Source organism: Saccharopolyspora antibiotica (assembly GCF_047200635.1).
GTDB lineage: Bacteria > Actinomycetota > Actinomycetes > Mycobacteriales > Pseudonocardiaceae > Saccharopolyspora_C.
This window is the reverse complement of sequence record NZ_JBJZOI010000035.1, coordinates 1-23,474: the sequence shown is the minus strand read 5'-3', so window position 1 is coordinate 23,474 and position 23,474 is coordinate 1. Positions and strand designations below refer to the sequence as shown.

At 74.3% G+C, this 23,474-nt stretch carries 3 protein-coding genes; all 3 read right to left on the bottom strand.

The window, feature by feature from the left end:
• Positions 1–71: 71 nt before the first annotated feature.
• Positions 72–662: a type VII secretion system-associated protein gene (locus ACL03H_RS22830; RefSeq protein ID WP_412813354.1), complete on the bottom strand. Its 591-nt coding sequence runs from the start codon at positions 660–662 to the stop codon at positions 72–74.
• Positions 659–1,234 carry a type VII secretion system-associated protein gene (locus ACL03H_RS22825; RefSeq protein ID WP_412813353.1) on the bottom strand — a complete coding sequence of 192 codons (576 nt, stop codon included), beginning with the start codon at positions 1,232–1,234 and terminating at the stop codon, positions 659–661. Before ACL03H_RS22825 ends, ACL03H_RS22830 begins: the two co-directional genes overlap by 4 nt.
• Before the next feature lie 82 nt (positions 1,235–1,316).
• Entirely contained in the window at positions 1,317–23,429 is a 22,113-nt protein-coding gene (locus tag ACL03H_RS22820) for a hypothetical protein (protein WP_412813352.1), read from the bottom strand.
• Positions 23,430–23,474 lie beyond the last annotated feature (45 nt).

Genomic DNA, 23,474 nt, shown 5'->3' with positions numbered 1-23,474 from the left:
CGAGCTTCCCACGGCCGGGCGACGCTCCCGGCGCTGCCCCGCCCGGGGGGCTCCGGGCAGCGGTCAAACCCTCACGAACCTGTCGGCCCGTCCTCCGGTTCCTCCGGGGTGAGCGCGCGGCGGAGCTCGTCGGCGCCGAGCCGCACCGAGGCCTCCCCGCCCGGGTTGAACAGCACGTCCACGCCCTGCTCAGGCAGCATCGCGGCGAGCCGTTCGACGCCCAGCTCCTGCCAGGACTCGACGGTGAGCCGGTGTGCGTGCGCCAGCGAGGTCACCACGAGCACCGACGGCATTCCGTCGGGGGCGCGGGTGACGATCGCCGAGCCCTCCTCGTCGAGCGCGAGGCAGACCATCGAACCCGGCAGCGCGGCCACGAAGTCCTCGACGGGGGTCTCCCCGCGCGCGGCGAGGCGCAGCTGCGCGTCCAGCGGATCGGTCGGCAGGTCGGGGCTGGACGGCCGGTAGGCGTGATTGGCGGCGAACCGCTGCGCGGCGCCGCCCTCGGCGACGTACCAGGCGCCGACGATCGCCTCCTCCGGCACCGGGTCGTCCGGGTTCTCCGGGGCGTAGTTCGGGTCGATCAGCAGCGCCCAGTGGTCCCCGGAGTCCTCCCGGGCACCCTCCGCCTCGGCACCGGCGGGGTCCTCTCGATGTGCTGTCACCGCTGCTCCGGGGGTGTGAAGGGGGCGGGCGCGCTGGGCGCGGGCTCGGCGACGACGGCCTTGAGCGCCGCGGCCACGACCCGCATCGAGGCCGGGGCTCCCGGGTTCAGCAGCACGTCGACGCCCTCCGCCGGCAGCGAGGCGGCGAGGTCGGCGCTGCTGATCTCCTGCCAGCTCGGCCCCTCGATCCGCCGGGCGTGCACCGGCGAGGTCGCCACCAGCACCGAGGGGACCCCGTCCGGTGCGGGCGACACGACGGCGGCGCCCTGCTCGTCGAGGGCGATGCCGAACAGCGCGTCCCGCATCGTCTCGACCACGGCGCGCTCCGGCTGCTCCCCGCGCACCGCCAGCCGCAGGGCCGCGTCGACCGGGTCGGTCGGCGAGTCCTCGCGGGACGGCAGGTAGGCGGGGTTGGGCTGGAACGGCCCGACCGCGCCGTCGGGTTCGAGCACCCAGGCACCGATGACCGCCTCGGGCGGTGCGGGCTCGTCGTCGGTCTCCGGTCGCCAGGCCGGGTCCAGCAGCAGCACCCACTGGCGGTCCTCGTCGTCCGGCGGGGTGTCGTCGTGCATCAGGAGTCCTTCGGTCGGTCGAGTCCGTCACCCTATCCGGCGGGGCGCGCGCTCCGGGTCTTCGAGGCCGGTGGCCCCCGGCCTACTCGGAATCCGACTCGATGTCGGTGTCCTCGGGCACGTTCCGGGCGTAGTCGATGTGCTCCGCCGCCTGCTCCTCGTCGATGCCGTAGCGCTCCACGAGGTCCTCGGCGGTGAGCGGCTCACCGGCCCGCTCCGCCTCCCGGGCGGCGGTGAGGGCAGCGGCGGAGCGCGCCGCGGGCGACAGGGCGGAGGCGAGCAAGGCCGCGGCCGCCCGGGTGTCGATGCCGTAGTGCTCGGCGACCTCCCCGGCGGTGCGCAGCTCCCGCTCGCGCAGGTCGTCGCGCAGCAGCGTCGCGATCCCCGCCACCACCTCGTCGGAGGACCGGCCGTGCCTGCTGGCCAGCTCGGCCACGAGGCGCTGCTCACCCAGGGCGAAGGAGCGGCGGGCGTCCTCCAGCAACGCCTGCCGCAGCAGGGTGATCGCGTGGCTGGTGTCGATCCCCAGCCGCTCCTCCAGGTCGCTCACCGTGCGCGGCCTCCCGGACTCGAGGCCCTCCAGCACGTCGGCCCGCGCGGCCTCCAGCCTGCTCTCCACGGCCCACTCCCGGTCCCGGCCGAAGCGGGCGGCCAGGTCGTCCGCGAGCTGCGGCCGCTCGACCTCGGCGGAGTCGGCGAGGAACTCGAGCGCGGCCTCGTCGATCCGGGCGCGCGCCCAGCGCTCGTCCGCGTCGTAGCGGCGGGCGAGGTCGGCGGCTCTGAAGGGGGTCCAGGCCTCGGCGGCCGCACGGACGTCGAACCGGGCGGCGCTGCCGCGGCGCGCGGTCACGGTCCCCGGGTCGATCCCGTAGCGCTGGGCGATCTCGTCGGCGAGCACCGGCGCGCCCTGCTCGCGGGCCGAGCGCACCTCGCCCAGCACGGCGGCGACCACCGCGTCCTGCGCCTCGGCGCGGCTCAGCCCGTAGCGGGCGGCGAGGTCGGCGGCGGTGCGCGGGGTACCGGATTCAGCGGCGGCCTCGGCGGCCTCGCGGGCGGCGAGCGAGCGCTGGTCGGCGGCCCAGGCGGGGGACATCTGGTAGCGCTCCAGGAGGTCGGCGCCGCGCCCCTGCTGGGCGGCGTGGTGCAGCTCGGCCCGCGCCGCCGCGCCCACGCTCTCCCGCAGCTCGGCGACCGGCACGTCGAACGTCCTGGCCACCCGGCTCAGCGCGGCCGAGGTGTAGCGGGTCCCGCCGTGCCGCCGGTCGCCGTGGCCGCGCAGGTAGTCCAGCGCCGGGGCCGCGGGGGCTTCGTCGGAGAAGCGCATCGAGTTCGAGGTCCCGCCCTGGTACCGCTGACCCGCGGCGGCGCGCGACGCGGCGTCGGCGGGGTATCGGGTGTGCTCGTGCTGCACGCGCTGCTCGGCGCCGTGGCGGATCCGGCTGCTGACGAAGCCCTGGTTGTTCGTCACCGACACCATCGGCTTGCCGCTGGTCGCCACGACTTCCAGCACGTCCCGGGCGGCGATGACCTCGTTCTTCACGGACATCGAGCGCAGCTCCGCGACGGCGGACGGGAAGGTGCTGCCGCCGTCGGCACCCGCCCCGCACACGGTGAGCAGGAAGGGGCTGTGCGGGTTGGCCGAGCGCATGGCCCGGAACTCGGGGAGCTGCGCGATGGTGCGGATGTAGGCGTCACCGCTGATCTTGACCTTGTGCTGCTCGCCGTCGCGGTGCACCAGCACGGCGATCTGGTGCGCCCCGCCGTGCCCGCCGAGCATGTTCGGGCCGGCGTCGATGACCACGCGCTCCCCGCTGGCCGGGTCGGTGATCTCCAGCGGCGTCGACCGCCACGGGGCCTCCACCAACCGCTGCTTCGGGTCCTCGGCGTCCAGGTTCCGGCGGTCCCGCGCGGAGGTCTTGCTGAACATCTCGCGGGTGAAGGTGCGGGCGACCTTGCTCATCGAGTCGGCCTGCTCCGCGAGGATCTTGAACGGGTTCTTCCAATCGGGGGCGCGGTCCGCGCCGGTGAGGTCGACCGCCGTGGTGCGGCCCCCGCCCTCGTCGGCGCTGCGGTACCCGGCCCGGTGGACCTCGTGCGGGAGGAACTCGAACGGCTTGCCGTCCAGGTCGACGCCCCTGATCGGCGCGTCGGCGTCCGGGATGTACCGGGATTCCGGCAGCGCCGACTCGAAGAAGCGGATGTTCGACACGTTGCCGGGCGAGTACCGGCCGAGCGGGGAGCTCGTGCCGTCGGCCCGGGTCGCGACGAACCCGGCGTTGTCGGCGGCGCCGAGGCGGCCGTCTTGCAGCTGCTCGACCTTGCCGGGGGTCGAGATGATCCCGGTCTCGACACCGCCCGCTTCGAGCCCGTCCCGCACTTCGTTCGGGTCCACGTCGTCGGCGAGCAGCGCCAGGTGCGCGCCCCGGGACAGGAAGTCGTTGGCGGCCGGGATCTGGCTGAGCACCGCGCCCAGCGCGTCGCCGCGCAGGAACGCGTGCCGCCCGCCGATCAGCGGGACCTGGTAGCCGCGCTCGGTGTGCGGGACCTCGGCGTAGAAGTTCCCGCCCTTCGGCAGCGCCGCCTCGTGACCGGGTCGCTTGACGTGCCCGGCGGCCTGCTCCGCGGTCTCGCCCGGCATCGTCGCGACGATCCGGTCCGCGTCACCGTCGAGGTCGAACTTCGGCCGGAGCTGGAAGGAGACGCCGAGTCCGGAGGTACCGCCGGTCGGCACGTAGGCGATCTGGTCGATCGGCAGCGTGATGGGCCGTCCCCGCTCGTCCTCCGCTCGCACCGGGATGTTCGGGTTCAGGTACTCCGCGGTGACCGGGACCGGCCCGGCGCCGCGGTGGTTGTGCGACTCGCCGGAGACCTTGGAGCGGAACGGCAGGCTCTGCAGCTCCTCGTCGGTGTAGCGGGTGTGCGGGTAGCTGTTGTGCACGACCTGGCCGTCGGCGGCGACGTAGCTGGAGACCCAGCCCTTGTTGTTCGCGACGCCGATGGTGGCGCCCCGCCTGCCCTCGGGTGACTTCAGCGGAATCATGCTGATCGTGTCGGCGCCGGTGTAGAAGACGTTCGACATCTGGAACCGCTTCGCCATCTCCATCATCTTGGGCAGCACCTTGGCGCCCTCCGCCCCGGCCTCGCACACGGTGACGGCGAAGTCGACGGAGGGGTTGGCGGCGTAGAGGTCCTGGAACTCCTTCTGCTGCACCAGCATGTAGATGAACGAGCTGCCGGGCACCCACATCTCCAGGCGCCGGTCGCCCCGCTTGATGTGCATGGTCATCTCTTCGGCGTTGCCGTGCGAGCTCAGCAGCGCCGGGCCGGTCTGGACGGTCTTGCGGCGGCCCTTGTTCAGGTCGAGCACGGGCTGCCTGCGCAACTGCCAGGGCAGGGGCGCGAGGCGGGCGGTCGGGTCTCTGTCCGGCGTCAGCTTTTCGAGGCGGTGGATGAGCTTGCTCGTGATGCCCTCACCGGGCCGGGTCCGCACGACGCGGGTGAAGCCGTCGAGATCGCCCGCGATGGCGGCGTCGAGGCGGGCGTCGCCCCTGCTGCCGACGAAGGACAGGCCGTTGACCCGCCAGACCCCCTCCGAGCGCGTGGTGAAGGACTTCGGCTTCACCTCGCTCGGGGTGATCCAGTGCTCCTTCCAGTGCTTGTCCGTGACCTTGATCGCCCGGTCGTGGTCCGGGATGAACTCCGAGTTCGGCAGGTAGCGCTCGAAGAACCGGATGTTGCGGATGTTGCCCTTGGAGTAGACGAACTTCGAGTTCCCGTCGCCGCCGTAGCGGCTCCAGCCGTGGTTGTCCGCCACGCCGAACCGGCCGTCGGTGAGCTGGACGACGTCGCCGCGCGGGCGCAGCACGTCGCCCTGGAAACCATCGGCGCGCAGCTGCGCGAGCACGCCCTCCACCCGCGCTCGCGGCGAGGTCAGCATCACGACCGACAGCGGCACCCGGTCGCCCGCCGAATTCCGCTCCAGGTTGAAGGCGCGGAAGGTGTTGAGCCGGGACACGATCGCGCCCACGGTCTCCTGGTTGATCGTGACCGCGCGGCCGTCGCGGGTGAAGATCTCGAAGCCCTCCCCGTCGCGGCCGATGTCCACGAACATCGCGTTGCCGTCCAGCTGCGCGTCCCCGGGCCGGGTCGTGTGCTGGGCCGCCTCCACCACGCGCTCCCCGGGCAGCGTGGGAACGAACTTGTCGGAGGCGTCGGTGAGCTCGTAGTCGCTGCGCCGGAAGGTGATGCCGGCGGCGTAGTCGCCGCTGGAGGGCAGCATCTCGTAGTCGATCTGGCTCAGCGGGATCTGCAGCTTCCGGCCTTGGGCGTCCCGACCGAAGATCTTCGCGCGCGGATCGACGAAGTCCGAGGCCACCGGCACGGTGCCGCCGGAGGTGTCGTAACCCGAGGAGTGCTGCGGGTAGTGCGTGCCGGAGCCGTAGCCCTGCGGGTACTGGTAGTGGCTGCCCGAGCCGTAGCCCTGCGGGTACTCCCGGTCGGCGAACCGCATCACGAGGTCGTCGTCGGCGCGCGCCGCTTCCTCGGCATCGGAGCGCCGCGCCCGGTCGTCGCCGCGCGGCGCGTCCCCGTCCTCGGAGCTTCGCGCGTCGGGGTCGTCGGGCCCTCGCCCGGACGGCTCCGAGCCCGAGCTCCCGTCGGGGGTGTCGTCGGGGGTCGGGCCGCCGTCCTCGCGGACGGTCCCGTCGCCCTCGTCCGGCAGCAGGCGCGGGGAGACCGAGACCGAGCGGCGCTCGGCGAACTCGGCGAACTCAGCGGGCCGCAGGGTGCGCGTGCCGTCGAACTTCGGGTCGTGCAGCACGAAGATCGGCTCGCCGTTGTGCTCAGCGGCGCGCAGGAACAGCGAGTGCCCCGGGGTGTAGGCGACGATGCCTGCCCGGTCGGAGAGCTGCTGCCAGAAGTGGGAGGTGCCTTCGGAAGTCGCCAGCGCTTCGGACAGCGGGACGAGCTCCTCCGGCCGCGCCGACGGCACGCTGGAGCCACCGAAGGGGGAGGCGTCGGGCTCCAGGCCGAACTGGGTGCGCAGCACCTCGGTGTAGGTCGCCCCGTCGATGCCCTCCAGCCGCCGGAAGGGCCGGTCGAAGCCGCGCGGCAGCGCGAGCAGCGCGCTCAGCGCCCAGCGGCCCGGGATCGCCTGGTCGGTGAGGACCGGCGGTTTCGCCTTGAGCGAGGCGCCGGAGAGCTTCTGCATCGTGCGCGACCAGCGCTCGGTCAGCGCGGCCCACTCGGCGCGGTCGCCGCCGTCGCGGGCCAGCTTGAGCCCGGCCGCGCGCAGCTCCTCGAAGACCGCCTTGGACTGCTCGACCCGGCCGCGGACCATCTCCTCGTAGCTGCGGCCGAACAGGTTCTCCCACCGGCCGCGACGCGACTCGGGGATCCGGCGGAGGTTGTGCAGCGTCGCGTCCGCGACGCCCCGGCCGACCTGGAGCAACCCGCCCAGCGTCGGCACCGCGGCGCGGACCTCCGAGTTGATCGCGGCGCTCGTGCAGGTGTTCAGGAACCGCTGCCGCTCGTTCCCGGTGGCGCCGAACCAGGAGTTCAGCAGCGCGTCCGGGTTCGCCAGCAGTGCGTTGAACAGCGGGTCGGCCAGCGTCGCCTGGCGCGCTGGCGAGTTCAGCGCCAGCAGGCCCAGCCGCGCCAGCCGCGCGGGCATCGGCTGGTCCGCCCGGTATGCGATCTCGGTCAGCGGCTGGCCCGCGGCGCGCAGCGGGTCGACGCCGAAGCGCAGCGCCTGCTCCGCGTCGCGCAGCAGCTCGTCCAGCCGGGCCGGGGTGACCGGGCGCAGCGTCGCGCGGTCGGTTCCGCCCCTGGGGAGCTCGGTGGTGCGCACCGGGACGGCGGTCGCCGCCAGCACCGCGTCCGCGACCAGCGAGCGCAGCTCGTGGCGGCGGGCGTCGTCGGGCAGCGCGTCGACCCGCTGCGCCAGCCTGCTCAGCAGCTCGGCGGTGCCGGGGTTGAGCCGGTGCCGCTCCAGCGCGGCGGGGTCGCCGAGCGAGGTGAGCTCGGCGGCCCGCTCCCGGAGCTCCGCCTCGGGAAGGGCGAGTTCCTCGGGCACCAGCGCCGCGTAGCCGTCCCGGAGGTCCTCCGCGGCGGCGCGCGCCGCGTCCGGTTCGGCCTCGGTGGCGCGAGCCGCCTCGGCCTCGGTGGCGGGCTCGGTGCGCGGCGGGGCGTCGTCCGGGCGGGTGTGCGGCGAGACCTCGCGGGACTCCGGGCCGCTGGGCTCGCGGGTGCGCCCGCGGTCCTCGCCGAACAGGTTCTCGGCGGCGGCGTCCAGCTCGGCCCGCACCTGCTGGTCGATCCGCAGCGGCTGGGCGGGGGGCTGCGGCATCCAGCGCGAGGTCGGATCGACGGTCATCGACGTCCCCTTGTAGCCCGGCCGCCGCCGCGGGTCCGGACCCAGGTAGTCCTCGGTGAGCGCGTCCATGTCGGCGCGGAAGTCGGCGGCCGCCTGCGGGATGTCCGGCAGGTCGGCGTGAATCTCCGACGGCGGCTCGTCCGGGGCGAACCGGACCAGCGGCTCCCGGCCCGGGTCGTGGCTCCGGATGATCGAGTCGTAGATCGTCGCCTCGAAGGCGGGGCGGCGCGGGCTCCAGTACCGGTGCGCCCCGTGCTGCACGCCCATGTTCCGCGCGATCAGCTCGCGCACCATCGCGTGGTACTCGCCTTCGGGCAGCACCCGGCCGTCGCGGGCGGAGCGGATGTTGAACACGTCGTGGTCGCCCGCCACCGGCACGTCCCGGGCGGGCGAGCCGTCTTCCGGCGTCGTGCTGGTGCGGACCACGCCGTCCTCGACCCGGTACTTCTTCGCCAGGTCCTTCATGGTGGAGAACAGCTCGCGGTACTCGGTGAGCCGCTGCTTCGCGCGCTCCCGCAGGCGCGGGGCGTCCGGGTCCGCGTCGCTCAGGCCCTCCGGCAGCTTCGGGGTGAAGAAACCGACCGCGCCGAGGCCGTGCTCGGGCGCGCCGAGCCGGACGTCGAGCGCGTTGATCGTCTTCGCCTTGATCTCCAGCGGCTTCGGGTAGGCGCCTTCCTTGAGCAGCCGCGCCGAGTCGGGGTTGGTCGGGCGCACGTCGACGACCACCCTGTGCGCCTCGACGAACTCCTGGAACAGCCGCTGGTTCTCGGTGGTGATGCCGTACTTCTGCTCGATGACCTCGGGGGTGAGATCGGGTGTCGGGTCGGAGGGCCGGGACCACTCCTGGTTGATGCTGGGCGCGACCGAGGATCCCGTGCGCGAGCGGGACAGCTCGGGCAGCAGCGCGTGGTCCTCGTCCAGCTCCTCCCGGGCGCGGGGCTCGGCGTCGCCGGTGGTGTCGTCCCGGCGGCCGGCCCCGTCCTCGGTGGCCGGGCGGGCCGGAGGGGCGGTCCCGTCACCCTGCGCGGGCGTGATGTCGATGCGCGGCAGGCCGGCCGGGGCGCTGTTGCGCCGGCCCTGCTCCTCCTGCGGTCGGCTGTCGCGGGCGGAGCGGTCCGGTTCGAGCCACACCTCGACCTGGGTCGGGCCGTCGCCGCGCACGAAGTGCGGCGTGCTCCCGAGCCCCAGGGCGGTGCGGCGCAACCGCTCCTCCCCCGCCCGGCCGTGCTGGGCGAGCCGCAGCGAGCGGTCCATCTCGGCCATCATCGCCGAGAAGTCCTGCGCCGAGCGGGTGCCCAGCTCGCCGCGCACCCGGTAGCGGGCGACCACCGGGGTGCCCTCCTCGTGCGCCCGCACGGCCTGGTTGGCCAGCGAGTACAGCTTCGCGCGCTGCGCCGGCGGCAGCACCTCGCCCTCGGGGGGCAGCACCAGCCGCTGATCGGGAGCGGTGCCCTGCAACGCCGGGTCCTGGCGGGCGGCGGCGAGCTCGGCGTCGTAGACCTGCTTGGCCTGCCACCAGGCCGCCTCCGCCGCCTGCTCGGCCTCGGTGGCCGCGCGGAACGCGAACTCTGCCTCCGGCTGGGCGATCAGCTCCGCCCGCTCGTCCGGGCCGAACGGATCGGCGGCGCGGCGGGCGGCGCGGGCCGCGGTCCACTCCCGGTCCCGGGCCGCGAAGTCCTCGGTGGCGCGCACCAGCGACTCCGGCAGCCGGTCGGCGCGGTCGGCGCGGCGGAGCACGTAGCCCTCGCCCGGCGCGTACTCGACGTCGACGACCGCGGTGCGCTTGGTGGTGAGCGAGGAGGTCGGCTCGGCGACGATCCGGAACCCGGCGCCGTGCGCCCAGACGCTCGTGATCTTGCTCTGCTCGGGCCGCTTGCCCGGGGCGGGCAGGTCGCCGCCGCCGGACGAGCCGGCGCCCTGCTGCTCGTGCTCGGCACCGGCGGCAGCGAGCGGCTCCATGTTCAGCACCCAGTCGCCGGCCGCGCCGAACGGGGTGCGGCCGTCGGCGTAGGTGGCCGAGTGCGGCGCTTGCGGCGCACCGGTCGCGAAGTACGGCACCGCCGCGACCATGGCGCCGTTGCCGCTGGCCAGTTCGGTGTGCTCGGAACCGGGCCGGGTGCTGTCGCCGCCCAGCGCGATCCGGCCGCTGGCGCCGACCAGCTCGCCGCCGCCCGGAACCTTCGGGAAGACGGTCAGCTTCACGCCGAGCCCCGGCGGCAGGTCCAGCGGCACGCCCGACTCGGCCTTCGGGTCGGCGTCGAGCAGCGCGGCCAGCCTGCTCGGCGTGAGCTCGCTGCGCAGCATCGTCCGGATCAACGGGTCCACGTCGGCGCGGGAGCGCTCCAGGGCCTGCCCGGCGGCCTGGACCACGCCGGAGACGTCGCCTTCGAAGTCGATCACGCGGAACTGCGCCGGGTCGCTCGGCAGCGGCTCGGTGCGCCCGCTCTCCCGCCACTCCGCCAGCGCCTCCGGCGTCGCCTCGTCGGCGGAGCGCGGGACGACCTCGGCCTCGCGGGGGACTTCCGGGCTGATCCGGGCGTCCTCGACCGGGCTGTGCGTGGTGACGGTGCGGGTGTCCGGTGCCGCCGCGACGCGCTCGCCGTGGCGCTCGAAGCGGAGGTCGAACAGCACCTGAGCCCGGTGCTCGGCCAGCGCGCCGCGCACGGTCTCGGTGTGCTGGTGCTGGGTGGCGTCGTCCCGCTTGTTCTCCCGGGACTGCTTGAGCCACTCCAGGACGTTGATGGAGCCGAAGCCGAAGTTGCCGTACGGGGCGCCGTGCTCGGCGTTCGGGTTGGCCTCGGCCGCGTGCGTGGCCGACTCGGACTGGAACATGCCGGCCGGGGCCATGAACGTCATCGCCTCGGCCAGGATCCGGGTGAACTTGCGGGCGGCCGTGGTGGTGAACGAGGCCGAGGTCGCCTTGGTCAGCTCCCCGTGCCGGATCCCGCTCGGCTCCGGGTCGCCGAGCAGCTCGGCGTCCACCCGCAGCTCGTAGGTCTCGCCGCTGACCCGGAACTCCTGGCGCAGCAGCGAGGTGGCACCGCCGTTGGAGAGGTCGCGGAGCGAGGCCTGCAGCTGGGAGAGCGCGCGCTCCACCTCGCGGTGGTTGTCGTACGGGGTCTCCGTCGGGGAGGACGGCAGCAGCCGGTCGGCGTCCTCCTGGCCGATGGTGCGCACCAGCTGCTCGTGCAGCTGGTCGATGCGGTCGCTGAGGTCGATCGGCTCGGTGACGCCGTCCGCCCAGCGCGGGGCGCCGAGCCGCTGGCCCTCCGGGATCGCGCTGACCCGGTCCGGGTCCGTGGAGCGCTCCGGCTCGGGGAGCTGTGGCGGATCCTGCTCGGCCTGCTCGGCGGCGCGGCGGGCGTCCTCCTCCGCCTGCTTGATCCGGATCTCGTGCAGCTGCTCGTCGGTGACCAGCACCCGCACCGAGTCCGGCAGCTCGAAGCGCTCGGCGGCGCGGCCCACCGGCTTCGGCTTGCGAATCCGCCAGCGGTCCAGGTTGCCGCGGCGGATCACCTCGGCCGCGACCGTCGTCTCCACCCGCGCGTTGACCAGGTGCAGTCGGCGCGGTTCCTCGGCGAGGGCGCGCTGCTGGGAGACCTCGGTGCGGTGCCCGTCCTTCTTGCTGAAGCTGCCCAGCCAGAGGCTCAGCTCGTGCATGAACAGGCCCATGCCGTGCGCGACGGTGCCGGGCGTGTGGTTCGAGGTCTCGCTGATGAGGATCAGCGTGGGCTCGATGGCGTTGCCGCCCGACACGGTGCCGGTGATGTTCCGGCCCGAGGTGTTCCCGCCGGTCACCGACTGGTTCGGCTGCTGCCACCGGGTCTCGATGACCTCGGGGTCGCGCAGCATGTAGGACACCGCGCCGGTGGCCTCGGTGTCGGCGCGCCTGCGGTGCCAGCGGAATCCGGTCAGCTTCGTGCGGCGGTTGAACGCGCGCGGGTCCCCGCGCAGCGAGTCCAGCGAGATCGCCTGGTCGATCAGGCCCGAGTTGTCCCCGTCGTCGAACCGCCACATCGGGTCCTCCGGCTTGGTCGCCGTCTTCGACGCCTTGCTCAGCATCGCCCGCATCGAGTCGCGCACGTGCTCGAGGCCGTGGAACGCCACGATCTGCACCCCGTCGAGCTTGCGGGAGGCGCCCCTGCGCAGCTCCGCGCCGCGGTTGGTCGAGACGTCGGGCAGCTCGGTGCGATGTTCCGGCGTGACGTCCACCCGGAGCGGGCCGTGCGAGGCGGGCAGCTCCACCACGACGTCCACGGTGACCGTCCCCGGCTCGCGACCGTCGGCCGCCGCGGACTCGTCGACGATCCGCAGGTCTTGCAGCTCGGGGGCGTGCTCGCCGCGCTTCCCGAAGGACAGGCCGCGCGCCAGCTCGTTCGACCGCGACCAGTGCTGACCGGTCGTGGTGAGCTTGATCCTGGCCGCGTACCGGCGCATCGGCTCCGGCCGGACGTTGCCCGCCTCGTCGAGGGTGCCGCCGCGGACCCCGCCGCTGGAGCTGCTCGCGCTCTGGCCCAGCTCGGCGCCCTGCTCGCTGGTGTAGGCGCCCTTGTGGTAGCTGGTCAGCATCGCGACGCCGTGCAGCTGGGCGTACATCCGGGCGACGAGGCCGCCGCCCAGCGACCAGTTGCGGCTCTTGCTGTGCGCCCCGGACTCCGACTGGTTCAGCGCCGCCGAGCTCGGGGTGCCCTCGGCCGGCCCCAGGTCCCGGAGCTCGCCGTCGAGCTCGGCCTTGATCTGGAACGACGCGCGGTAGTCGTGGCCGATACCCGGTTCGGGCAGCAGGTCCAGGTGCAGCGGGCGGTCGGCGACCATGTCCGGCGCGCGGCGCGCGAGCTGCTCCGGGGAGACGACCTCGTGGATCTGCTCGCCGCGGGCCAGCTTGCGCTCGCCCTTCCCGTCGATGCCGCGGGACAGCTTCGGGTCGTCGAACTCGGTGACGAAGGAGGTGTCCCGCCACTTCGGCCGGTGGTGGCCGGGCAGCTCCGCCGCCGAGTCCTTCATGATCTTGCTGAGCAGCTCGCTCGCGGCGGTGTGGTCCAGCGCGGCCGCGGCGGCGGCGTCGACGACGTCCTGCTGGCGCACCGGCGCGGTGGCGGTGCCGTCGGCGTTGATCCCCGCCCGGTCGGCGTCCTCGGGGCGGGCGAGCTGGTGGGCCTCCACGGCTTCGGCGAAGGTGATCGGCGAGTCGCCGGGCTTGCGGACCTGGAGGTCGTAGACGGTGCGGAACCGCACGACCTTCCCGGTGTGCCCGGTGGCCTGCTCGGAGCCGGTGCTGCGGCCGTACTCCTGCCCGCGCCCGCGAGCGCCTCCGCCGGAGACGGTGCCGCCGGCCGCCGCCGAGACCGCGCCGACGTCGAAGCCGGGCCCGACGGTGAGCGCACCGCTGCCCTCGCGGCCCGCGGTGTTCGAGCTGCTCTGGCTGGCGCCCTCGGTGGTGACCTCGGAGTAGTGCGCGCCCTCGATGGTCTGCTCGTAGGCGACCTGGCGGGCGATCACCCGCATCTGCACCGCCCGGGTCCGGCTGGGCAGCAGCCGCTTCAGCGGGTTGCCGCCGGGCAGCAGCGCGTCGGACTGGACCCAGCCCAGGCCCGCCTCGGCCTGGCGCGGGGTCACGGCCATCTCCGGCAGCCGGCGCTTCACGTTGTCGGGGGACAGGAAGGAGCGCAGCGTGCTCTGCGCGCTCTTGCTGAGCTTGCCGAGCTGCCCGGCGACCTGCTCGTACACCCCGTCGGCGCGGCCGGGCCGCTGCGGCAGCGCCTTGTCCCGGTAGCGGCCGCGCGCGCGGGTGCGCACGTCGGCGTTCTCCACCACCGACGGCGGCATCGTCGCGGGCACCGCGACCGGGCGGCCCTCGGTCCTGAGGCCGACCGGGAGGCTGAGCTCCACCGCGATCGGCTCCGCGCTCGGGTGCGCCTGGGTGCCGACGAAGATGCTCTCGCCGGAGGGCTCGCCCGCGCTGTCGAGGCGGGTGATCGTGAACTCGGCCGGCACGCGCTGCGCGGTCATCCCCCGGTAGCCCTGCTGGCCCTCGACCGCGGTCTCCGGCAGCGCCACGCTGAGCTGGGTGCCGCGGGTGTTCTCCTGCGCGTTCGAGCGGGCGAAGCCGATGTCGGTCGGGACGTTGGCCGAACCGACGACGAAGATTCCCGGAACCGCTGGGACGAAGAAGAACCAGCGCGACATCGGGGTGCGGCCGGTGCCGGTGGACGCCTTCGCGGCGGTGCCCGTGGAGGTGGACGCCGCGTTCGAGCTCGCGGGCGCCTCGGTCGCGGTGCGCTCCGACAGGCGCAGCCGGGAGCTGATCTGGAACCGATCGTTCCCCAGCGTCACCACGCGGCCGCCGCCGAGGAAGGAGCCGTACTCGTTCTTCACGGCGTGGCTGAGCTGGTCGATCTGGCGCTGCTCGACCTTGCCCCGGGCCGCACCGGTGGCGGCCGCGACGACCTGGTCGGCGCCCTCGGTGCGGCTGAGCTGCACCCCGGCGCCGAGGGAGCGGCTGCGGTTCAGGTAGCTCGGCAGGCCCAGCTGGCGGGGGTGCTGCTCGGCGCCCTCGCGGACGGGGGCGGTGCCGTCCTGCTCGCGCCCGTCCTCGTCGCGGGAGCCGTCGCCGGAGTCGTCCTGGTCGCGGGCGGTCTCCCCGTCCAGCTCGGCGGAGCGGCCCTGGCCGTCCGCGCCGGTCTCCCGCGCCGAGCCGTCCTCCGCGGACCGCCGCACCGGGTCCTCGGCGCGGTGCTCGGTGCTCGGGGTGGCCGAGCGGTCCCGCTGGGTGCCGGACGGCCCGGGCTCGGCGTGCGGGATGGCCGAGGGCACGGTCTCCAGCAGGCCCGCGCCGAGGGGCGAGCCTGCGGGCAGACCGCTGGTGCGGCGGGTGCCGAGCTCGTCGCCGAGGTCCCTGGCCAGCGCGGTCGCCGCCTCCGGGCCCTTCTGGTGCAGCTCGCGGGCCACGATCGTCGTGACCTCGTTCATCAACGCCCGCATCTCGACCTCGGCGGGCTTCGGGTTGTCGAGCACCAGCGGGACCTGGTGCAGCGGCTGGACGATGCTGCGGGCCTGGACGAAGAGGTCCTCGAACGCGCGCTCGCCCATCTTGCCGAGCGCGTTCTCGGCCTCCTGGGCCTGCTCGCGGACCTTCGCGCGCGGGTCGGGGGCGTCGTCGGAGAGCTCGGACCGGGTGTCGTCGGGGTCGGTGAGCTCGGTGCGCGCCTCGCTGTCGGCCTCCGACCACAGGTCGGTCCCGGCGTCGCTGTCGGAGTCGCCGTCCCGGTCGCCGGGGGCCTCCACCTCGGCGTCGGAGTCCCGAGCGGGCTCGGCGTCGGAGTCCGCCCGGACCGCCTCGCCGTCCACATCGGACTGCTCCGGGGTGGTGGCCGGTTCGGGCTCGGGCTCGCGCGGGAACAGGAAGTCGTCCAGCGCGGTGCGCGGCGGCTCGGGAGCGGCCTCCCGCAACTGCTCGCTGCCCGGCGTCGGCATCGGGTCCGGCGTCGGCGCCGGGTCCGGCGTGGGCAGGGGGTCCGGGGTGTGCGTTCCCGAGCGGCCCGGCGAGTCCGGCGCGGACTTCGTCCGGTTCGGCGTGCTGGTGCCGCTGGCGTCCTCGACCCGCACCGTCACCGGCTCCGGCGCGCGCAGGCCCATCATGACCAGGCCCGCCCGGTCGGTGTGCACGTACACCCGGTCCCGGGCGTGCCGCGGCTCGCTCCAGCCCTCGGGGGCACCGGCCCGGTACTCCGGCGCGATCGTCCAGTTCGCCATCGCGCTGACCAGGAAGGTCTCCCCGACGGAGCGCTGCTCGGCCTGGGCGTCCTTGAACTTGTTCTCCGCCGCCGAGGTCCGCTGCCAGGAGTAGCTGGGGCCGGGCAGGGTGGCCTGCGGCGCCTGCCGGTAGTTCGCCCCGGAGGCGTCCACGGCCTGCCTCGGGTCGGCCAGCGCGTCAATCGCGACCCGGCCGGTGAGGCCCAGCCCCGGGCCCTCCTTGTGCTGCTGCTTGATCGCGGTGGTGACCGAGTCCTTCGTGGTGAGCCCGGCCTCGTCCCCGGTCGGGATCACGTGCGCGTCGTCGAGCTCGGCGGTGAGCACCAGCGCTTCCAGCGGGTGCTGGGTGCCCTCGGCGGCGTGGCTGTCGTGGTCGAGCCCGCCGATCCGGTAGCCGCCCTCGCGCATCGCGGCAGGCAGGTGCGCGGACAGCGCGCTCGTGGTGGTGCCGGTGAGCACGCCGTGCCGGGTCCAGGTCGCGCGCTCCGGCACCGGCGGTGGCGCGTCGGTGTCGCCCGGGGTCCCGTCCAGCAGGTCGCGCACCACCCGGTGCACGTCGTCGGAGTTCGCCACGACGTGCGCCATCTCGGTGAGCTCGTCGATGCGCTGCGGCTGGTGCTCCCCGGTGCCGAGCTCGCCGACCGGGACCCGGGTGCGCACCGCGTCCCGCAGCGTCGGCAGCACCAGGCTGCTGCCGGTGGTCGCGGGGGCGCCCAGGTCGGCGAGGCCCCGGGTGAGGGTGCTCGGGGTGCGGTTGGCGTGCGCGGTCTTGACGACCTCCAGCCGGAGGTCGAGGTCGTGACCGAAGGTGGCGAAGTCGCTCTTGGCCGAGTAGGTCCGGGTGTTGTCGGTGTTGCGGGTCTCGACGAGCTTGTCGCTGGACTTCGAGCTCAGCGCGACCTGCCCGAGCAGCGCGCCGTGCCGCCGGAGGTCGTCACCGCCGCCGCGCAGCAGCGCCATCGGCTGCGCCTTGCGCTGGTGACCCGTCTTGGTGGTCTCGCTGACCGAGGAGGTCGTCTTGGACTCGTGCTTCTCGCTCCAGCCGGATTCGATGCCGTCGAACCGCCCCTGGCCCTGCTCGCCCTTGAGGGTCAGCGAGACGTCGATGGTGCCGAGCGGCCCGGGCACCGAGGCGGTCCACTGCTTGCCGGGGCCGCGCAGGTCCGACAGCAGCGCCCGCATCCCGCGCGGGGCGACGTCGCGGGCGCTCTGCCGGTAGACGTCCAGCCCGGCGGAACGCTCGGCGTCGCCGAGGGCCAACGAGGTGAGGTGGTCGGAGAACCGCCGCATCGCGCTGCGCGGCACGTCCTGCTGCGACACCGCGCCGAGCACTTCCTTGATCCCGTTCAGCAGCCGGGCGGTGACCTCGGGGCGGATCGAGGCGGTGGTGTGGCCGTCGGCGTCGATGCCCGGTGCGATGTGCGGCACCGGGTCGGCCGTTTCCGGCATCGGACCGAGCCCGATCCGGCCGATCTCCGAGGCGGGCACCCACAGCTGGACGGACCCCTCCTTGTGGGCTTCGAGGTGCACCGCCGTCCGCGGCCGGTCCGGCTCGCCGCCGCTGAGCAGCGTGCTGGTGTCGTAGGTGACCAGGTACGCCGGGCCCTTGTAGGTGGTCGTGGTGGTGCGCTCGAACTCCCTGGCCTCGGAGCGGCCCCGCGAGCCGGATTCCGCGTCGGAGCCGCTGAGCACCGGTGTCACGGTCGAGGACTCGCCGCCACCGGGGTTGCCGATGCGGGCGCGGGCGGTCCAGCCGCCGCCGGTGAAGGTCTCGGTGCCGTGCCCGGTGCTGCCGGTGACCTTGCGGGTGAAGGTGAGCTCGACCTGCTGCGGCGGGCCGTTGAGCCGCGCGTTGCTGAGCGCCGCGTTCAGCTTGACGTCGCCGATGCGCTGCTCGGAGGGCTGCAAGGTGTTCTTCTCGTAGCGGTGCACCGAGCCCTCGTAGGCACCGGTGGCCACGGCGTCGAAGTTGACCGCGACCTCCTCCGGCGAGACGAACGAGTGCACCTGGTGCCCGGCGATGACCCGGTTGTCGCCGAAGCCGCCGAAGACCTCCCCGGTGATCTGGTGCCCGTTGACCTGGGGCAGGTCGAGCCCGTGCACCACGAAGTGCTCCGGCAGCTCGGCGGGCTCCCAGCCCTCCGGGCGCCTCGGCGCGTCGTGCTCGACCCGCTCGTAGCGCGCGGCGAGGTCGACCGCGCCGGTGCGCGGCGCCGGGTCGAGCAGGCCGCCCGCGTAGGTGGTGGACTCGCCGCCCTCGACGACCCGGGTGTCCAGCACGCCCTCCGCGCCGAACACGGTGATCCGGTAGTCGATCAGCTCCGGGTGCGCGAGCACGTCGCCGGACTTCCAGCCCTGCCCGCGGCCGAGCCCGCTGGCGGTGGTGAGCGTCGACTCCTCGATGCCGACCTTGTCGTTGCGCTGGAGGTTGAGGTCGAGTCCGCCGAGCCTGCCGAGCGACGGCGCCCGGCCGCGCAGACCGCCCCCGCCGCCGAGGGTGCGGCCGGACTTGGCGGCGGAGCTGTGCTCGACCTTGGTGTTGCCGGTGAGCTCGCTGCCGAGCTCGGCGCCCGGCACGGTCGCGGGCGAGCTCGGCGGGGTGGCCGAGGAGAAGGTGCCGTAGCCGGTGGTGGTGGTGCGCGGCACGGTCTCCACCAGCACGCCGACCAGGTCGTCCGGGGTGGCGGTGTTCGCGTGCTGGGCGCGGGTGAGCACGAAGGACGTGCCGGAGCCGTTGAGCGCGGCGGAGCGGCTGCTGAACCCGCTCTCGGAGACGGCGTCGGCGAGCACGGCCTCGTTCGCGGTCGCGTGCGGCTCCGCGGTCCCCTTCTCGGGCGCCAGCACGCCCTCGGGCAGCATCTCGCGCAGCGCCGCGGCGACGCCCTCGACGTTCGGGAAGCGGGTCTCGGCCGCGCCGAGGACCTTCTGCGGCGGGAACGGGTCGCCGCCGGTGAACTCGGGCGCGGTGGGGTCCGGGCTCTGCCCGCGCCAGGCGGTCGCGCCGTGGGGCACGTCCACCGAGGTCTCCTCGACGACGCCGTCGTCGAAGCGGATCCGCAGGTCGTAGGTGAGGTCGCCGGTGCCGACGTGCAGCGCGCCCTTGCGCTCCCAGGCCAGCTCGGTGCGCAGGTCGTCGCTGCGGGTGACGCCGTGCTCCTCGTGCGAGGTCAGCTTGCCCTGCACCGCGCCGCGCAGGTCGAGCCGGTTGCCCGCGTCGTCGCCCCAGACGGTCTGGGTGAGCCGCACCCGGCCGCCGAGGTCCACCGGGTGCTCGACGGTGCTCTCGACCGAGTGGCCGTCCTTGCGCCCGGACTTGCTGGCGATCTTGCCTTCGAGGCCGTCCGGGGTGCTGTGCTCGCGGCTCGCGCCGCGCCGGGCCTTGAGCTCGACGGTGGCGGTGCGGTCGCGGCCGTCGGCGTCGACGGTCGCGAGCTGCTCGACGAGGGTGCCGCCCGAGAGCAGGTCCACGTCCCGGCGGCTCAGCGAGGAGCTGGCGACGAGCCCGCGCAGGGTGCCGCGCAGCGCGGAACCGATCTCGTCGGCCTTGCCGGCCCAGGCCGGGTGCCGGTGCACCAGCTCGCGGGCCTGGTCGAACAGGGCGCGGTCCCCGCGCAGGTGGGTGGAGTCACCGGGGAGCGGGGCGGCGAACTCGGCGTCGGCGTTCTCGGCGGGCCGCAGGCCGTCGAGGGAGTTGGCCGTGCTGATGGTGACCGCACCGGCCCCGCGGCCGCTGCGGTGCACCGGGTCCTGACCGTTGCGCAGCACGGTCGCGGTGTGCACGAGGTCGTGCAGGCTGCGGGTCCGCTTGCCGCCCGGTTCGACCGTGGAGCCGTGCTGGTACTCGGAGCTGTCGGTGCTGCTCCAGCCCCGCTGCGGGGTGAGGCCCTTGAGGCTCAGCGCCGTCTGCACCGAGGTGCCGGGCAGGAAGGGGATCGGGATGCTGCTCCGGTAGGCGTAGCCGTCGTCCCGGATCGCCGGCGAGTCCGAGGAGTTCTTGACCTTGCCGTAGCCGCCGGAGGCGTTGTCGACCTTGTTCTCCTTGCCCTTCTTCGCCGGGGCCGCGGTCGGCGGGGCGGGCTGGCCCCCGGTGCTGTCGTCGTCGAGCCCGGAGCGCACGACGACCTCGACGGCGTCGTCGCCGATGCCCGCGGACACCGCGATGCCCTCGCCGTTGAGCGCGGTGAAGGAGTTCTTCAGCTCGGTGTCGGACAGGCCGTGCAGCAGCTGCTCCGCCCGCTCGGCCGGGACCCCGGCCGCCAGCATCGCCGCGCGCGCGTCGGCGCGGATCGCGGCCCCGTCGAGCTGCTCGGCGCGCACGACGTTGCGCGGCAGCAGTTCCCGGGCCTGGTGGGTCCGCTCCAGCAGCGGTGTCGTCCGGGGCGCGGCGGTGGGGTCGCCGCCGGGGTAGGCCGGGCCCTCGCCGGTGCGCACGTCGTCCGGGATGGTGATCGCGAGGTCGCCGAGGCCGCGTTCGAGCCCGGTGGCGCCGGACGGGCGGCTCCCCTTGGCACCTCCGGCGTCGGAGTCGGAGTCCGATCCGTCGTCGCGATCCGAGTTCGACTCGGTGGCCGAACCGTCGTCGGAGCGGGCCCCGGACGTCGTGTGGTCCCGGGGGGCGGCGAGTTCGTTCAGCCGCTCGACGGCCTGCTGGCCGAGCTCGCCGCGCACCGACTGGTCGAGGTCCTGCCCCCCGGTCAGGCGGGTGAACTCGGCGCGGACCGCGTCCAGCGCCGCCGGGCTGCCGGTGACCTCCTCCAGGTCGGTCAGCAGCGTCATCTCCCTGGTCGGCCGGTAGCGCACGGCGGGGGTGCCGGTGAGGCCCTCCGGCCGCGCCGGGCGCTGGTGCTCGGCCTCCTCCACCGACAGCAGGTGCTGGACCCGCCGGGCGAGCCGCTCCGGTCCGGGCACCAGCACGTCGGGCCGCACCCCGAGGTCGATGCCGACCTCCTCCACCCGCCACGCGTTGCGGGGCAGGAAGATCCGCTCGCGTCCGGTCATCAGGCCGTCGTCGGGGACGTAGGAGTTGTACGGGACGTGCGGCTCACCGGTCGCCGGGTCGATCGGCAGCTTCACGTCGTCGCGGTTGAAGATCCGCCGGGTGTCGAGCGGGCGCGAACGCAGGTCACCGGTCTTGCCGTGCACCAGGGCGGTCAGGTACTTCGGCGGCAGGCCCAGGTGCGCGCCGATCCGGGCGTTGATCAGGTGCGGCCCGTCGGAGACCTCCCACAGGTCGGGGTCGGACGTGGTGGTGCCGTCCGGGTGCAGGTCCCTGCTCAGGTGCGCCTCGGACCTGGAGTCGACGAACTCCACCTCGGCGAAGAACCGCGCGTCGCGGTGCATCCGGCTCGGGTGGAAGGCGGCCTGCGCGCCCCGGACGGCCTGGTCCTTGAACTCGTTGAGCTCCTCGAGAGCGTCGTTCAGCTTCTCCTGCGCCTCGTCGGCCTCCTGGCGCCGCGTCTCCGCGATCTCGCGCGACGTCCTCGCCTGGGCCCAGGCGTCCACGACGTCCGGGGGCGGGGTGCCGGAGTCGTCGTCCATCAGGTTGGCTTCGAGTTCCTCGGCCTGCTCCCGGTCGAACCGGGCGATGTCCGCGGCCTCCTCCGCCTCGAGCCCGAAGCTCTCGGCGCGGTCCCGGAGCGACGCCAGCAGCGGGTCGCTGTCCAGGTGGACCTTGACGGTGTAGACCGGCAGGTCCTTGCCGCGGTACTCGCGGGTGCTCAGGTCGAACTTCGGCTTCGCCCGGTACTCGTCGGGCAGGCCCCAGTAGTGCCCGACCTCGTGCGCGACGCCGGACCCGTCGTTGTCGACGTTCCACGAGGTCTGGTCCATCTGGCTCTTCTCGGACAGGAGCACGGTGTCGTGCGCCTGCGCCGGGGTGTCGACGAACACCAGCCTGCCGTGGAACTGGTCCCCGTTCGGGAGCCGGAAGCCCGTGTTGTGCACCTCGTCGATCCGGCGCAGCGCCCGGTCCTTGAAGTCCTCGATCCGCTGGAGCTCCTCGGCGAGCTTCGCCGCGGAAGCGTCGGCCTTCGCGCGGCGCTTGGCCGCGTACGCACCCGCCGCGTCGGCCTTGATCCGCGCCGTGCGGACGTCGGGGTCGCGCGACGAGCTCGCCATCTCCAGCAGCATGGCGGTGCTGTCCAGATCGATCGCCCGCGCCTCTGCGCGATCCGCGATGCGGGCGTGCCGGTCGGCGAGCTCGCGGTGCGGGCGCAGCAGCTCCTCCGCGTCGAGGTGCGCCCGGAAGGTGCGCTCCTGCACGAACCGGCCCGGTTCGACCTCGATGCGCTGCACGTCGTAGCGGATGTCCCCGGTCAGCCAGTCCCCGTCGAACTTCAGCGTGCGGATGGCGGTGTCCGGGACCGCCGGGTTGGCGGAGTTCGACTCCGGCCGGGTGACGGTGCTGTTCATCTGCAGGTCGAGCGACTCGGCCTGGACGGTCAGGTCCGGGATCGGGCGGCGCAGGTGTTCCCAGTCGCGGGGCTCGAACTTGTTCCACAGCGGGTCGTACCAGGAGGCGTGCTCCGCCGTGGCGTGGCGCCACGAGGGGTCGGTGACCGGGGGTTCCTCGCCGCCCTCCCAGAGTTGCCCGCGGTCGGGGAGCTCCATGCTGGTGATCAGGACCGTGTTCTCGGCGCGCAGCGCGTTCTGGGCGCCGATGCGCACGCCGAGGCTGCTCAGCGTGTGCCGCTGCGCCGCCCGCACCTCGGCTTCGAGCACGCTCGCCGCCTGGTCCAGCGCGGCCCCCAGGCCGGTGCCGTCCCCTCGGCGCAGCACCGAGTCCAGGGCGTCCAGTTCGGCGATCGGCTCGGCCAGCGCGGTGCGGACCCGGTCCACCGCGATGCGCAGGTGCTCGGCGGGCAGCGTCGACTCGCGGGCGACCTGGACCGCGGTCAGCGCGTAGGCCAGCTCGTCCGCGGGCCGCCGCGGTTGCATCTCCGCGAGGTGGGTCTCCAGCGAGGTGCGCAGCTCCTGGACGGCCTGCTCCAACCGCGCCGCGCCGGCCTCCGGGCCGTGCGCCTCGGTGAACCAGCCGTGCACCCGGATCTCGAAGGGCTTGCGCTCGCCCCGGACGACCTCCAGCAGCTCCGAGGCCAGCGAGCGGGCGGACTCGTCGCGCAGCTCCAGCAGGGCCGCCTCCGGGACCCGGTCCGTGGCGGCGTCCTCGATCGCGCCGATCCACTCCACCATCTCCTCGGGCGGGTCGGACTCGACCGAGGGCATCTGCTCGTCCAGGTCCATCGCCCCGGGCGTCGGCGCGTCCCCGTAGCCGGGGGTGGGCGCGGGGTGCTGCGGGCTGTTCTGGCCGCTGTCCCACGGCTCGGTGTCCGGGAGGGACGCGGCGTTCGGCGACTCGCCACCGCCCCAGCCCGGGGTCGGCGCGTAACCGGGGGTCGGAGCGTAGCCGGGCGTGGGGGCGTAGCCGGGGGTCGGAGCGTAACCGGGCGTCGGAGCGTAACCGGGCGTCGGGGCCGTCTCGTACGGCGGCGAGTCGACGTCCATCTCGTCCGGGCTCGCTGCCGGGCGGCGCCGGGTCTCCCGCTCGGGCGCGGTCTCCGGCAGCGCCTCGGTGATCCGGCCCGGCTCGGGGCGCCCCGAAGTGGAGGCCGGGAGGTCGAACACCTCCAGCGCTTCGCCGAGCTCGGCCATCCCGCTGGGGACCTGGCGGTCGGCGAAGTGCTGGACCCAGCCGTGCGGGTCGCGCTGGAGGCGGGTCCTCCCGTCCTCGCCCACGACCGGGTTCGCCGCGATCAGCCTGCCGTCGGGAGTGCGGAGCACGTGGGCGGGGGTGGCGATGAGGCCCTCGACGACCGAGACGAGATCCGGCAACCAGCGGAGCCTGCTGCCACCGGAGACGGCCAGCACCCCGGTCACGGCGGTGGCGAAGTTGCGATCGGTCACGATGTCGATGAAGCGATCCGGCTCCAGGACGCCGCCGTCCCAGAGCGCGATCCGCTGGTCCGGGCGGACGGTGGCGGTCACCACGTCCACCAGGTCGTAGGCGGGCGAGATGGCGCGCGACTGCGCGACCGCCTCGCGCACCGAGGTGCCCGGCGCCGGGAAGTGCACCCCGTTGCCCTGCGGGCTGCCGAGCAGCTGGGTCCGGTGGCCGAC

What these genes read in the sequence shown, in the direction of transcription:
- ACL03H_RS22825 (WP_412813353.1), bottom strand. Translation starts at nt 1,234, where the DNA reads ATGCACGACGACACCCCGCCGGACGACGAGGACCGCCAGTGGGTGCTG.